Source organism: Rhodococcus sp. Leaf233 (assembly GCF_001426165.1).
Taxonomy (GTDB): domain Bacteria; phylum Actinomycetota; class Actinomycetes; order Mycobacteriales; family Mycobacteriaceae; genus Rhodococcoides; species Rhodococcoides fascians.
In genome coordinates this window covers 589,687-603,514 of sequence record NZ_LMRO01000001.1, presented here as the reverse complement: position 1 = coordinate 603,514, position 13,828 = coordinate 589,687, and the positions used below count along the sequence as shown (strand labels likewise).

Genomic DNA, 13,828 nt, shown 5'->3' with positions numbered 1-13,828 from the left:
GATGTACCCGCGGCCGCGCGCGCTCGGAAGTCGGAGTTTTTCTCGCAGGTCCACCGAAGCTACGTGTGGGAACGCAGCGTGATGCCGTAGCGGTCTCGCTTGCGGTAGATCGTGGCCCGACTCATTCCCAGTTCCTCGCCCGCCTGGTTCATCGTGATGCCGGGCCGGCTGAGTACTCGAATCATCTCGTCGCGCTCGAACGTCTCGATTCGTGTCAGACGTTGCGTGGTGCGCGAAAGCACTTCGGGCGGAAGATGATTGACGCCGACGACGTCGGCGCGGACCGCCGCCTCGTGCATCACCGTCGCCAACTCGGTGACGTTTCCCGGCCACGAATATCCGACGAGGGCTCGTTCGGCGTCGCCGGTCAGGCTGACCTCGCGTCCACGCGCCCGCAATGCCAGATGCCGAGCGAGCGGAGCGATGTCCTCGGGCCGATCGCGCAGCGGCGGGACCTCGACGACCGAACGCACCAATTGCGCCAGGGCAGCGGGAACAGCGTCGTAATCGGAGGCCGTGAGGGTGACGGGCACGCCGTCACCGACGCGAGAGATCAGTTCCGCCAACGCGTCCGCCCCTCGCGCCGGCAGCCGGTCCACGTCGCGGACGATCACGGCGGTGTCCGGCTTGGGCAGCTCGGGCGTCCACAGATCCAGCCAGGCGTCGACGTCGCGCGCCGCCGGAACTCCGGCACTCAGAATTCGACCCCGTGGGCGGATGGTACGCAGCGCTCGGGCCAGAATCGTGGCACGTCCGGTTCCCGGTTCTCCTACCAGCAGGACCGAATCATGTTGGCTCAGAGCTGTTTCGGAGGACGCGAGAGCCTGATTCCACCGCGTCGACAGTGTCGGGACGCTGCCCGCGCCCGGCCGACCCGATGACGCTTCGACGCGAAAGACCGTCCCACGTGGCGCTGGACGCGCGTGCTGTCCCTGCGCTCGCGCGAGCATCATCGCCGCGGTGTTCCCTGCCGCCGACTGAGCAAGGGCCAGCAGCAGATCCGTCGACGACTCCGACCACGTGGTGAGGTTGACACAGCCCTCCACGGTGCCCGTCATCGGGTTCAGCACCGGCGCCGCGGCGCAGGTGTACCCGGTGAGCGAAAGCGAGTAATGCTCCGAGGCACGCACCACTGCGGGAATTCGATCGGCGAGCGCGAGGGCGAGGCCGTTGGTGCCCGCCTGATTCTCGCCGTAGGAAAACCCGGGGGCCAGATGCACACGGTCGAGCGCTGCCAACAGCTCGCGGTCCGCGCTCACTCGATCGAGCACCAGACCGTCGGCGTCGGTCAGCATCATCGACACCGGCTCGTTCGCCAACGTGTCGCGCAGTCCGTCGAGCACCTCGCGCCCACATCGGTAGAACAGCGATTCGCCGTCGTAGGTGCCCGAAAATGCTGGTACGACGTCTTCGAGTGGCACTCCGAATTCCTGGCTTCGGTGCCACGATGCGAGCAACCGATGCGACACGGCAGCGAGGGGCTCCGAGTGCAAGCGGGCCCGTACGAGACCCTCGGGATCTGCCATGTGATTCAGGTTACATTCGCTGGTCGCCATGGATCCGAAACCAGCGTCTCGAATTGAGACATCGCGCTACTTCGTCGAGCCTCCGCCGCGCCTACCGTCATCCACAGATCGCTTGTGACAGACGTCACGCACAGTCTCTGGAGGTCAGCCATGTACAGCAAGAACGGCGAGAACTACTTCATCGTGGACGCCCACGTCGCGCTCTGGGATGCGCGGCAGGAGAACCAACGCAACATCCACGGCAAGCAGTTCATCGACTGCTTCTACGACTACCACCGCAATCTCTCCCCCGAGAGCGAGCTGTGGAGTTACGAGGAGTACCTCTACCAGGGCGGCGATCGGTTGATGCGCGACCTGTTCGAGATCGGATACGTCGACCACGCCATCTTCCAGCCCGCTCACCTGGGCGAGTTCTACCACCGCGGGTTCGGCCAGACCGACGAGGCATCGGCGCTCGCTGCAGCTCACCCGGACAAGCTCACCTACAACCACCACTTCGACCCACGCAACGGCGAACGTGGCCTGGACCAGCTACGTGCCGACGCAGAACGCTTCGGGCTCAAGGGCGTCAAGCTCTACACCGCCGACTGGCACGGCGATTCTCGTGGCTACAAGCTCGACGACGACTGGACTCGGCGTTACCTCGACGTGTGCCGCGAGGTCGGCATCAAGAACATCCACGTGCACAAGGGACCCACCATCCGTCCGCTCGATCGCGATGCGTTCGACGTCGCAGACGTCGACCACGTGGCCACCGACTTCACGGATCTGAACTTCGTCGTCGAGCATTGCGGCCTTCCGCGACTCGAGGACTTCTGCTGGATCGCCACCCAGGAACCCAACGTGTACGCCGGCCTCGCGGTCGCCATCCCGTTCATGCACACGCGGCCGAAGTACTTCGGTCAGATCATGGGCGAGCTGCTCTACTGGCTCGGCGAGGACCGCATCTTCTTCTCCTCCGACTACGCGCTGTGGACGCCCAAGTGGCTGGTCGAAGGATTCGTCGACTTCCAGATCCACGAGTCCCTGGACGAGTACGCGCCGATCACGCTCGAACAGAAGAAGAAGGTGCTCGGACTGAACGCCGCCAAGCTGTACGACATCCCGGTGCCCGCCGAGCTGCAGCTGCCTGACGCGAACGAAACCGAGACCGGACCGCGTCAGCCCGAGCGCGCCGATCTCGCGGCGGTGTGAGATGACGGTCGTTGCAACCCTGTCGAGGCACGACGAGGCCTACGCCGCGCTCGGCGTCGTCCTGGATCCCGAATTGGACGAGCCCATCACCGATCTCGGGTTCGTGCGGTCCCTCGAGGTCGACGACGGCACCGTCCACGTTCATCTGCGGTTGCCCACGTCGTTCTGCTCACCGAATTTCGCGTACCTGATGTCGGGCGATGCGAAGGACGTGTTGACGGCACTGCCGTGGACCGAGCACGTTCTCGTCGAACTCGACGATCACCACGACTCGGACAAGATCAACGCCGGGCTCGCCGCCGACGCGGGATATCGGGGCACCTTCGGGCACGAGGCAGAAGAGGACCTCGACGAACTACGAGCGACGTTCCGCCGCAAGGCGTACGTGGCGGCGATGGAACGGTCGCTCATGGCGTGGTTGCGCGCCAATCCCGACTCGACCGAGAACGACCTGGTCGCAGTGGTTCTCGGAGACCTACCGGATGATCGCACCTCGACCGCGCTGCTTCGCCGACGCGAGGCTCTCGGCCTGCGGACCGATCCGGCCGCACCGGCACTAGTAGATCATGCGGGACGCCCGCATACCGGCGACCTGACGATGGTGATGCGACGCGCCCGCGCCACCCGAGTCTCGATCGACGGCAACGCCCACTTCTGCCGCGGATTGCTGCAGACCCGCTACCCCGGCGCAGAGGAACAGCAAGTCCCCCGCGAAGAGGGCGCGTTCGTTCCTCTCACCACTCTCACTGTCCCCCTCCGCACTACACAGGAGCATGTTTCATGAGTTCGATGCGCGCCGTCCAGGTCGTCGGATATCACAAGAATCTGGAGATGACCGAGGTTCCGATTCCGGAAGTACAGGGCCCACTCGACGTCATCGTCAGGATCGGCGGTGCCGGCGTGTGCCGTACCGATCTGCACATTCTCGAAGGCCAGTGGGCCGAGAAATCCGGCGTCACACTGCCTTACACGATCGGCCATGAGAACGCCGGGTGGGTCCACGCCGTCGGCTCGGCCGTCACCAACGTCCGCGAGGGCGACAAGGTGATTCTGCATCCACTCGTCACGTGCGGGTTGTGTCGGGCGTGCCGCTCGGGCGACGACGTCCACTGCGAGACGAGCGATTTCCCGGGTATCGACACCAACGGTGGATACGCCGATTACCTACGGACCAATGCGCGAACCGTCGTCAAGATCGATGATTCACTCGAACCGTCCGCAGTCGCTGCGCTTGCCGATGCCGGCCTGACGGCATATCACGCGGCCGCGAAGGCGGCCCGGCGTCTGACTCCCCGCGACAAGTGCGTCGTCATCGGAGCAGGCGGCCTCGGCCACATCGGCATTCAGGTACTCGAGGCACTGTCGCCCGCCGAGCTGATCGTCATCGACCGCAATGCCGACGCCGTGAAACTGGCGCTCACCTTGGGGGCCGATCACGCGGTGGTCGCCGACGGCAGTCAGGTCGATCAGGTCATGGAACTCACCGGCGGCTTCGGCGCCGAGGTGGTACTCGATTTCGTCGGCGAGAACGGTTCCACGGCAGAGGGATTGGCGATGACCAGGCGGGCCGGCGATTACCACGTCATCGGGTACGGCGAGAACGTCGACGTGCCGACCATCGACCTGGTGTCGGCGGAGAAGAACATCGTCGGCAATCTCGTCGGGTCCTACAACGACCTGTGCGACTTGATGTCCCTCGCCGCCCGTGGTGCCGTCAACCTGCACACGCAGACGTACGCCTTGGACGACTTCCAGAGCGCCATCGACGACCTCGACAGCGGACGGGTTCGCGGCCGCGCGATTCTCGTACCGTGAAATCGGGTACAACCCAGATTCGTCACTACAACCACAGGGAGCAACGTTGATCTTCATCACCGCCAAGTTCAAGGTCAAGCCCGAGCACGCCGACAACTGGCCCGAGATCTCACGCGATTTCACCGAAGCCTGCCAGGCCGAGGAAGGATGCCTCTGGTACTTCTGGTCCCGCACCCTCGACGACCCCACCGAGTACGTCCTCGTGGAGGCGTTCAAGGACCCGGATGCCGGTGCCGCCCATGTGAATTCGGATCACTTCAAGCAGGCCCAGAAGGATCTTCCGCCGTACCTGGTGGAGACGCCGAAGATCATCAGCCAGGAAGTAGACGGCACCGACTGGAACGAACTGGGCGAACTCGCGGTCGACTAGTTCCTTTCGCGATCCCGGATCACCTGGCCGAGCGTCATGACGGCGTCGGCGAACTGCCCCGGCAACTCCTGGGGCGGGTTGTGGCCGCACTCGACCTGACGAACATCGATCAGGTCGCTGAAGTGCGCCGCGTGGTCCGGGCGGCCGTACAGCGAGGCGACGGTGTCCTCGGTCGGATCGATCACGACCGTGGGCACCGTGATCGCCGGTTGCCGTGTCAGCAACTCCTGCGTCGCGGCGTAAGCGGCGTCGCCCGCCTCGATGCCGTATCGGTGCCGATAGGAATGCACGGACACGTCCACGAAGTCGGGGTTGTCGAACGAGGGCGCGGTGGCCGCGAATTCGGAGTCCCCGAACCGCCATGTCGGCGACCAATCCGTCCACAGAGTCTGGGCGATTTCGGCGCGGTAGGCCGCGAGCCCGGCCCTGCCGCGCTCGGAGTGCAGGTAGTACTGATACCAGTACCGCTTCTCGAGGTGCGGCAGCACGGGCGTGGATACTGCCGCCTCGATGTCCTGCACGAGGTACCCGGACACGCTCACCAGACCGGACACCAATTCCGGCCACAGCGCGGCGACGACGCACGCCGCTCGGCCACCCCAGTCGTAGCCGGCGACGATGGGGTCGTTCAGCTCCAGGGCGAGGATCAGCTCGCGGAGGTCGTGGCCGATCGCAGCCTGTTCACCCGAGCGCATCGTGCCGGCGTCGACGAAGCGAGTCGGTCCGAAGCCGCGCAGGTAGGGCACCACCACGTCGTAGCCGGACTGAGCGAGCAGCCTGGCGACGTCGCCGTAACTGCGCGGGTCGTACGGAAACCCGTGCATCAGCACCACCGATCGGCCCGACGGATCACCGACGCGGTCGTACGCAACCTCCAGCACCCCTGCGCGAATCATCATGGGTCCATGCTCGCATTGCCGGGCTGAGGGTCAGCTGCTCAGCACGTCCTCCATGCCGGGAGCGAGGACATCCGACAGGTCGGTCCAGGGGATCGTGATCGTGACGAGGCCGATGCCATAGGCCCCCACCTGGTAGTCACCGAAGTGAATGTTCATACCTTCCGGCGATGCCGTCCAGTTCCCGAAGTTGGCCACCGTCGGTTCGATGCCCGAGCGCTCGAAGCTGCCGCCCGCGCGGGTGGTCGGAAGAATCTCCGCTGCTCGATCGGACAGTCGAGACAGGCCGGCATCGAGGTCGGTGAAGGCATCACCGAGGGTGATCGGCTGTGCGGTATCGGCGTCGATCGTCACGGTCGCAAGCAGTGAATTACCGTGTGCTCCGGGCGGCACGGCGATCCAACTCGTGATCTGTTCGGCACTGATCACGCGCCGCCCGACGTGGGTCGTACCCGTCGAGTAGCCGTCGCTGAGAGCGAAGTCGTTCCCGTAATCGCGGTCGATCTGATCCTGCAACGCCGCGCGCATCGACTCGTTGAATTCGGCTGTCACGGCCGGATTGCCGCCGCTCAGCTGTGGAATCGCGACGTCGTAGGTCGCACGCGCTGTCGATCCGGTGATGCGCGTACTGCCGACGACGTACGGCTCGGCGGCACTCGAGGTAGTGGTTGGCGTTGTAGTCGTCGGCGCGGCTCCATCGATGGTGGCGGTGACATCGGTTGTGGTCGGTGCAGACACGGGCGTGGCAGTTCCGGAGGTGGAGCAGCCTGCGAGGGCCGCTGCCAGAGCGAGTGCGACCGTCATCGAGCGGATTCGCGTCATGCCCCACACTAACCACCGAACAGCCGGCAACTCCGCTGCTAGCGTCGAACCTCCCGGGTCTCCGACCGGCCCACGTTCGGAAAGGGAGTTCGATGAAAACGACGAGCATCATCACCAACCTGCGGGTTCCGGACGTCGACGAGGCCAAATCGTTCTACACCGAGTTCCTCGGTCTGAAATCCGAGGAGTTCGATATGGGGTGGGTCGCGCGGCTGTCGTCACCCGATCGCCCGGTGAGCGTTCAGCTGGTGACGAGCGACCGGAGCGCACCCGAGGATTCGGTGATGTCGGTGCACACCGACGATGTCGATGGCGCGTACGCCGAAGCGCAGAAACTGGGCTACGAGATCGTGCACCCATTGACGACCGAGCCGTGGGGTGTGCGCCGCTTCTTCGTTCGCGCTCCCGACGGCAACGTCGTCAACATCGCGTATCACCAGGACTGACTACCGCACACGAAAAAGCCCGACCCCCTCGAAAGGGAGTCGGGCTTTTTCAGCGAGGGGCTGGACTCAGAAGTCCATGCCGCCCATGCCACCGGTCGGATCGCCAGCGGGCGCTCCGGCCTTCTCGGGCTTGTCGGCGACGACGGCCTCGGTGGTGAGGAACAGAGCCGCGATGGACGCTGCGTTCTGCAGTGCCGAGCGGGTGACCTTGACCGGGTCGTTGATGCCTGCAGCGAGCAGGTCCTCGTACTCGTTGGTCGCGGCGTTGAGGCCGTGACCTGCGGGCAGGTTGGAGACCTTGTCCGCAACAACGCCGGGCTCGAGGCCTGCGTTGAATGCGATCTGCTTGAGCGGGGCGGACAGTGCGACGCGAACGATGTTCACGCCGGTTGCCTCGTCACCGTCGAGCTTGAGGTTGTCGAGTGCGGGCGCTGCCTGGAGCAGTGCCACGCCGCCACCGGCGACGATGCCTTCTTCGACGGCTGCCTTGGCGTTACGCACGGCATCTTCGATGCGGTGCTTGCGCTCCTTGAGCTCGACCTCGGTTGCCGCTCCGGCCTTGATGACTGCAACGCCACCGGCCAGCTTGGCCAGGCGCTCCTGCAGCTTCTCGCGGTCGTAGTCGGAATCGGAGTTCTCGATCTCGGCGCGGATCTGGTTGACGCGACCGGCGATGGCGTCGGAATCTCCCGAGCCCTCGACGATGGTGGTCTCGTCCTTGGTGATGACGACCTTGCGTGCCTGACCGAGCAGCTCGAGTCCGGCGGTCTCCAGGGAGAGGCCGACCTCTTCGCTGATGACCTCGCCACCGGTGAGGATGGCGATGTCGGCGAGCTGCGCCTTGCGACGGTCACCGAATCCGGGAGCCTTGACGGCGACGGACTTGAAGGTGCCACGGATCTTGTTCACCACGAGGGTGGAGAGAGCTTCGCCCTCGACGTCCTCGGCGATGATGACGAGCGGCTTGCCGGACTGGATGACCTTCTCCAGCAGCGGCAGCAGGTCCTTGACGGTGCTGATCTTGGAGCTGACGAGCAGGATGTACGCGTCTTCGAGGACGGCTTCCTGACGCTCTGCATCGGTGGCGAAGTACGCCGAGATGTAGCCCTTGTCGAAGCGCATGCCCTCGGTGAGCTCGAGCTGCAGGCCGAAGGTGTTGGACTCCTCGACCGTGATGACGCCTTCCTTGCCGACCTTGTCCATTGCCTCGGCGATGAGCTCGCCGATGGACGGGTCGCCTGCGGAGATGCCAGCGGTAGCAGCGATCTGCTCCTTGGTGTCGATCTCCTTGGCGGACGCGAGCAGCGACTCGGTGACGGCTGCAACAGCCTTCTCGATGCCGCGCTTGAGGCCGAGCGGGTTCGCGCCGGCTGCGACGTTGCGCAGGCCTTCACGGACGAGTGCCTGAGCGAGAACGGTAGCGGTGGTGGTGCCGTCGCCTGCGACGTCGTCGGTCTTCTTGGCGACCTCCTTGACGAGCTCGGCACCGATCTTCTCGTAGGGATCTTCGAGCTCGATCTCCTTGGCGATGGAAACACCATCGTTGGTGATCGTGGGAGCTCCCCACTTCTTCTCGAGTACGACGTTGCGACCCTTGGGGCCCAACGTCACCTTTACTGCGTCGGCGAGGGCATTGAGGCCTCGCTCGAGGCCACGGCGTGCCTCTTCGTCGAACGCGATGATCTTGGCCATTGCGAAGTGATCCTCCGGATTGGGGGTGACACATTGCTGGCCGAGCTCGGTGCCCGCGACGGACGACCAGGGGTGTCGTTGATTCCCCGGCCTCACCGTGTCCCGACCTGGCACTCACGTGTCGAGAGTGCCAACTGCATTTCTAGCACTCGCCCATGGTGAGTGCAAGGTCGTCCGCCGCCGGCGAACCGCCGCACCCCCCATGCTCGACGCCACCGCGGGACGCAGGTGCCGAGCAGATGCTCGGCCGAGCCGGTATCCGTCACACACTGTTCACACCTGTACGCATTGTTAACATCCGAATACTGTGCATCGGACCCGTGACGCTAATACCGTTGAGCGACAACGGTTTCGACACCCGAGAAATTCGGACAAACCCCCGCAAAAGCGACAGTGAGGATCGAATATGTCCGATACGGTCGACACGTCGTACGACAACTCGGCGATGGACCACGAGGAAGAGGGCTACCACAAGGGCCTCAAACCTCGACAGTTGCAGATGATCGCGATCGGTGGCGCAATCGGCACCGGCCTTTTCCTCGGCGCAGGCGGACGCCTCGCCAGTGCCGGGCCTGGCCTGTTCCTCGCCTACGCCCTCTGTGGAATTTTCGTCTTCTTCATTCTCCGCGCCCTCGGCGAATTGGTGTTGCACCGCCCGTCGTCGGGCAGCTTCGTCTCGTACGCTCGCGAGTTCTTCGGCGAGAAGGCCGCATTCGTCGCCGGGTGGATGTACTTCCTCAACTGGGCGATGACGGCCATCGTCGACGTCACGGCCATCGCGACCTACATGCATTACTGGGGAAGTTTCGAGGTGATTCCGCAGTGGGCCATCGCGCTGGTCGCACTGGTTCTGGTGATGAGCCTGAACCTGGTGTCGGTCAAGTGGTTCGGTGAAATGGAGTTCTGGGCGGCCATGATCAAGGTCATCGCGCTGGTGACCTTCTTGATCGTCGGCATCGTCTTCTTGGCCGGCCGCATCCCCGTCGGTTCCGAGATGCCCGGAATCAGCTTGATCACCGACAACGGCGGCCTGTTCCCGTCCGGCGCGTGGCCCCTGGTCATCGTCATCTCGGGTGTCGTGTTCGCTTATGCCGCAGTGGAACTGGTGGGGACCGCGGCCGGCGAGACCGAGAACCCGGAGAAGATCATGCCGCGGGCGATCAACTCGGTCATCGCCCGTATCGCACTGTTCTACGTCGGCTCGCTGGTACTGCTCGCACTACTGTTGCCGTACACCGCATATCAGGCCGGTACCTCGCCGTTCGTGACGTTCTTCTCGAGCATCGGCCTCGGCGGCGCGGGCACCATCATGAACATCGTGGTGCTCACCGCGGCGCTGTCCAGCCTCAACGCCGGTCTCTACTCGACCGGCCGAATTCTGCGGTCGATGGCGATGAACGGCAGCGCACCGGAATTCACCAAGAAGATGACCAAGGGCGGAGTACCGTTCGGCGGCATTCTGCTGACCTGCTTCATCACACTGTTCGGTGTCGCCCTCAACGCCATCGCCCCGGGCGAAGCGTTCGAGATCGTGCTGAACATGTCCGCACTGGGCATCATCGCCAGCTGGGCAACCATCGTGCTGTGCCAGATCCAGCTGTACCGCTGGTCCAAGAAGGGCATCCTGAAGCGGCCCAAGTTCCGTCTGTTCGGTGCGCCGTACACGAGCTACGCGACGCTGGTCTTCCTGTTCGGCGTGCTGGTCCTGATGGCCTTCGATGCCCCGATCGGCTCGTGGACCATCGCGACCCTCGTCGTCATCATCCCCGCACTGATCGGCGGCTGGTTCCTGGTGCGCACCAAGGTGCTCTCGGTGGCCGAAGAACGAATGGGCTACACCGGCCAGTACCCGGTGGTGGCCAACCGTCCGACCGAACCGGAGGAGTGACCCTTCCCAACCCCCTCTCGAGCCAGGGCCCCGCATCGACCCGATGCGGGGCCCTGCTCATGGAGTCACGAAAACCTGAGCCATCGCGAGCGGGTGAACGGTGAGCGTCGCGCCGGCGGCTCCGGCACTCCGGCAGAAACAGCAGCAGCCACGGCATCGGCAAGCTCCACGCAGGTCTGGAATCGATCTGCCGGGTCCTTGGCCAACGCGCGTGCGACCACCGCGTCGAGACCCCGCGGCAGTGATCGCCGACGCCTCGTCACCGCAGGCGGTTCGGCCGACAGATGGGCGGCCGTGATCGCGAGCGGCGTGGCCAACGGGTACGGCGTTCGCCCGGTCAGCAATTCGACCAGCGTCGCCCCCAATGCGTAGACGTCGGTCTGCGCGCTCAGCACTCCCCCGCGAAGCAGTTCCGGTGCCGCGTAGTGGATGGACGCCAGTACAGTTCCGCCGACGACCAGCGGCGTCGAGTCGTCGACCAGACGCGCAATTCCCCAGTCGGACAACAACACCTGCTCGTACCCGTCCACCCGCTCGGTGGAGATGAGGATGTTCGACGGCTTGACGTCGCGGTGCAGGACGCCGTTCGAGTGGGCGTAGTCGAGGCCCTTGGCCACCTCGGCGACGATGCGTGCCACGCGGGAGACGTCGAGAGCGATCTGACCGCGAGCGACCAACCGCGCCGCGCTGTACCCGTCGACGTAGTGCATCGACATCCACAACTGGCCCTCGAACTCACCGTGTTCGTGCACCGACACGATGTTCGGATGCACCAGCAGCTCGGCCACCGTGGCCTCGGTCCGAAATTTGGTGCGCAGTCGCGGCGAGCGCGAGGCGTCGCGGTCGAGGATCTTCAGAGCTTCGAGCCGATCGTGTCCGCGGCCGAGTACGAGGTACACCTCACTCATGCCGCCGACCCCGAGGCGACGCTGCACCCGGAAGCCGGCGAACTCCGCACCCGGCTGCAGCTGGCCGGGATTCACGGAATCTCCTGTGCAGCAGTGCTACTCGCGGCACATCGACTCCACAAGGGGACGACCGGGCGAGACCGCAACATCGACAGAACTGTAGTCCGTTCGGGTGCTCGCGGCGACTCGGCAGACTTTCGACGCGGGCCTGTCTCCCCAGCTCACCGGCTCGGTCACGTTTCGCCGCCCGCGCCGACGTCGTTTATGGTGATTACCGGTACTTGACCAAAACAAGGGAAAAAGAACGGCATACCGATAGTGGTCAGCCGATCACCTCGACTCGAGTTGTAAGGAAGTCAAGTAAGTGAAAGCAGTAAAGGAAGCGTGGGGCGGCCTGCTCAAGCCGGTTTTCGTCCCCGCATCTATCGTCATTTTTGTGATGATCACCTTCTCGGTGATCTATGCCGGCACTGCCGCCGACGCGTTCGACAAGCTCAACAACGCCATCACCAGTGGCGTCGGCTGGTGGTACATCCTGGCCACCACCGGTTTTGTGGTGTTCGCGCTGTACTGCGGCCTCAGTAGGGTCGGCAACATTCGCCTGGGCCGCGACGACGAGAAGCCGGAGTTCGGCGTCCTGTCCTGGTTCGCGATGCTCTTCAGCGCCGGCATGGGTATCGGCCTGGTGTTCTACGGCGTCGCCGAACCTCTCTCGCACTACGTCACGCCACCCGAAGCCGGGGGCATTCCCGGCAGCACCGACCCGGCCGCCCGTCAGGCGATGGAGCTGACCCTGTTCCACTGGGGTCTGCACGCCTGGGCGATCTACGTCGTGGTCGGACTCGGGCTGGCCTACATGACGTACCGCAAAGGACGCCCACTGTCCGTGCGCTGGTTGCTCGAGCCGCTGCTGGGACGCAAGCGCATCGAGGGCGGCATCGGCCATGCGATCGACTCCGTCGCCATCATCGGCACGTTGTTCGGTGTGGCCACCTCGCTCGGATTCGGTGTGCAGCAGATTTCGGCCGGTCTCGAGTACCTGGGTTGGGTCGACACCAACAACTGGGTGACGGTCCTCATCATCGCCGGCGTCACCGGCCTCGCCACGTTCTCTGTCGTATCCGGCGTCTCACGAGGGCTCAAATGGCTCTCGAACATCAACATGGGAATGGCCGCGGCGCTGGCCGTCTTCGTTCTGATCGCTGGACCGAGCCTGTTCCTCATGCAGTCCTGGGTGCAGAACCTCGGCGGCTACGTCCAGGCGTTGCCCGAGTTGATGCTGCGCACGTCGCCCTTCTCCGACGATGGCTGGGCCGGTGCCTGGACCATCTTCTACTGGGGCTGGTGGATGAGCTGGGCACCGTTCGTCGGCATGTTCATCGCCCGCATCTCACGCGGCCGTACCATCCGCGAATTCGTGTTCGGAGTGCTGCTGGCACCGACCATCATCGGTTCGCTGTGGTTCACGATCTTCGGTGATGCCGGCATTCTGCGTCAGCGGGACAACGGTGACCTGCTGGTCGACGGTGCCGTCGACACCAACACGAGTCTGTTTCAGCTGCTCGACACGTTGCCGTTGGCTACGATCAGTAGCGTGCTGGCGATCTTCGTCATCGTGTTCTTCTTCGTGACCTCCTCCGATTCCGGCTCGTTGGTCATCGACATCCTCTCCACCGGCGGTGACCTCGAGCCCCCGAAGATCACCCGCGTGTACTGGTCGATTCTCGAAGGCGTGGCAGCAACGGTGCTGCTCCTGATCGGCGGGACAGGATCGTTGACGGCCCTGCAGACGATGTCGATAGCCACGGCAGTACCGTTCTCGATCATCCTTGTGCTCGCATGCATATCGATGCTCAAGGCCTTCCGCTACGACGTCGCCACCACCCCGCGGTACTTGCGCGTCACCGCGACACCCGATGTGGGGCAGGACGAGCCTCAGGCAGCACCGGTGTCACCGGCGGTACGCAAGCGAGTGAGTGCCGGAATTTCGTCGACATTCTCCGGCCTGGCACCGTCTCGAGAAGGGGTGACGCCGCCGCGCACGGACGGCAGCGTCGTGCTGGCGGTGCACGAGGTGCCCACCGAACAACTCGAGATTCACCCCGAGACGGGTGCGGTCGAGTACTCCGGTGACAACGCACCGGTCGATCCCCTGGGCGGCGAAGTGTTCGACACCCAGGAGTTCGCAGATTCGGCCGAAGGCCAGAACGTCAGCAAGAACGCGGACTGAGCACCTTCTCAACCACCGATCTCTGGCCCTCGCGACATTGT

12 protein-coding genes are annotated in these 13,828 nt (G+C 64.5%); 7 read left to right on the top strand and 5 right to left on the bottom strand.

Annotation, left to right across the window (positions count from 1 at the left end; genetic code table 11):
- Nucleotides 1-59 precede the first annotated feature (59 nt).
- The gene (locus tag ASH04_RS02975; RefSeq protein WP_051365423.1) at nucleotides 60-1,526 is read right to left on the bottom strand and encodes a helix-turn-helix domain-containing protein; all 1,467 of its coding nucleotides are present in this window, start codon (nucleotides 1,524-1,526) and stop codon (nucleotides 60-62) included.
- A gap of 150 nt (nucleotides 1,527-1,676) precedes the next feature.
- Here ASH04_RS02975 and ASH04_RS02970 point away from each other — a divergent pair, with 150 nt between their 5' ends.
- Genes ASH04_RS02970 through ASH04_RS02955 form a run of 4 tightly spaced genes read left to right on the top strand, consistent with a single transcriptional unit; the run spans nucleotide 1,677 to nucleotide 4,905 of the window.
- Nucleotides 1,677-2,720, top strand: a complete 1,044-nt coding sequence (locus ASH04_RS02970; protein WP_027498441.1) for an amidohydrolase family protein — start codon at nucleotides 1,677-1,679, stop codon at nucleotides 2,718-2,720.
- Between the two features lies 1 nt (nucleotide 2,721).
- Nucleotides 2,722-3,504 (top strand): iron-sulfur cluster assembly protein, encoded by a 783-nt coding sequence (locus tag ASH04_RS02965; RefSeq protein WP_057472699.1) that lies wholly within the window; start codon nucleotides 2,722-2,724, stop codon nucleotides 3,502-3,504.
- A 5-nt stretch (nucleotides 3,505-3,509) separates the two neighbouring features.
- The gene (locus ASH04_RS02960) at nucleotides 3,510-4,535 is read left to right on the top strand and encodes an NAD(P)-dependent alcohol dehydrogenase (protein ID WP_057472916.1); all 1,026 of its coding nucleotides are present in this window, start codon (nucleotides 3,510-3,512) and stop codon (nucleotides 4,533-4,535) included.
- A gap of 46 nt (nucleotides 4,536-4,581) precedes the next feature.
- The gene (locus tag ASH04_RS02955) at nucleotides 4,582-4,905 is read left to right on the top strand and encodes a putative quinol monooxygenase (protein WP_032365151.1); all 324 of its coding nucleotides are present in this window, start codon (nucleotides 4,582-4,584) and stop codon (nucleotides 4,903-4,905) included.
- On the opposite strand, the gene ASH04_RS02950 is transcribed toward ASH04_RS02955, so the two are convergent.
- Together ASH04_RS02950 and ASH04_RS02945 are read right to left on the bottom strand one after the other, a co-directional pair.
- Nucleotides 4,902-5,804, bottom strand: a complete 903-nt coding sequence (locus tag ASH04_RS02950) for an alpha/beta fold hydrolase (RefSeq protein ID WP_057472698.1) — start codon at nucleotides 5,802-5,804, stop codon at nucleotides 4,902-4,904. The genes ASH04_RS02955 and ASH04_RS02950 overlap by 4 nt on opposite strands.
- 30 nt (nucleotides 5,805-5,834) lie before the next feature.
- On the bottom strand, nucleotides 5,835-6,623 hold the full coding sequence (locus ASH04_RS02945; protein WP_057472697.1) for an RsiV family protein: 789 nt from the start codon (nucleotides 6,621-6,623) through the stop codon (nucleotides 5,835-5,837).
- A 92-nt stretch (nucleotides 6,624-6,715) separates the two neighbouring features.
- On the opposite strand from ASH04_RS02945, the gene ASH04_RS02940 reads away from it, so the two are divergent.
- Entirely contained in the window at nucleotides 6,716-7,069 is a 354-nt protein-coding gene (locus tag ASH04_RS02940; RefSeq protein WP_032386150.1) for a VOC family protein, read from the top strand.
- A gap of 66 nt (nucleotides 7,070-7,135) precedes the next feature.
- Here the strand turns inward: ASH04_RS02940 and groL are convergent, their stop codons facing one another.
- Complete coding sequence (gene groL, locus ASH04_RS02935; RefSeq protein ID WP_008713461.1) at nucleotides 7,136-8,761, bottom strand: chaperonin GroEL; 1,626 nt, start codon at nucleotides 8,759-8,761, stop codon at nucleotides 7,136-7,138.
- 406 nt (nucleotides 8,762-9,167) lie between these two features.
- Between groL and ASH04_RS02930 the strand changes: the two genes are divergently transcribed.
- Nucleotides 9,168-10,649, top strand: coding sequence for an amino acid permease (locus ASH04_RS02930; protein WP_027498447.1), 1,482 nt, complete (start codon nucleotides 9,168-9,170; stop codon nucleotides 10,647-10,649).
- Between the two features lie 65 nt (nucleotides 10,650-10,714).
- On the opposite strand, the gene ASH04_RS02925 is transcribed toward ASH04_RS02930, so the two are convergent.
- Complete coding sequence (locus tag ASH04_RS02925; RefSeq protein WP_032390649.1) at nucleotides 10,715-11,632, bottom strand: serine/threonine-protein kinase; 918 nt, start codon at nucleotides 11,630-11,632, stop codon at nucleotides 10,715-10,717.
- Nucleotides 11,633-11,921: 289 nt separating this feature from the next.
- Between ASH04_RS02925 and ASH04_RS02920 the strand changes: the two genes are divergently transcribed.
- On the top strand, nucleotides 11,922-13,787 hold the full coding sequence (locus tag ASH04_RS02920; RefSeq protein ID WP_032365147.1) for a BCCT family transporter: 1,866 nt from the start codon (nucleotides 11,922-11,924) through the stop codon (nucleotides 13,785-13,787).
- Nucleotides 13,788-13,828: the final 41 nt, after the last annotated feature.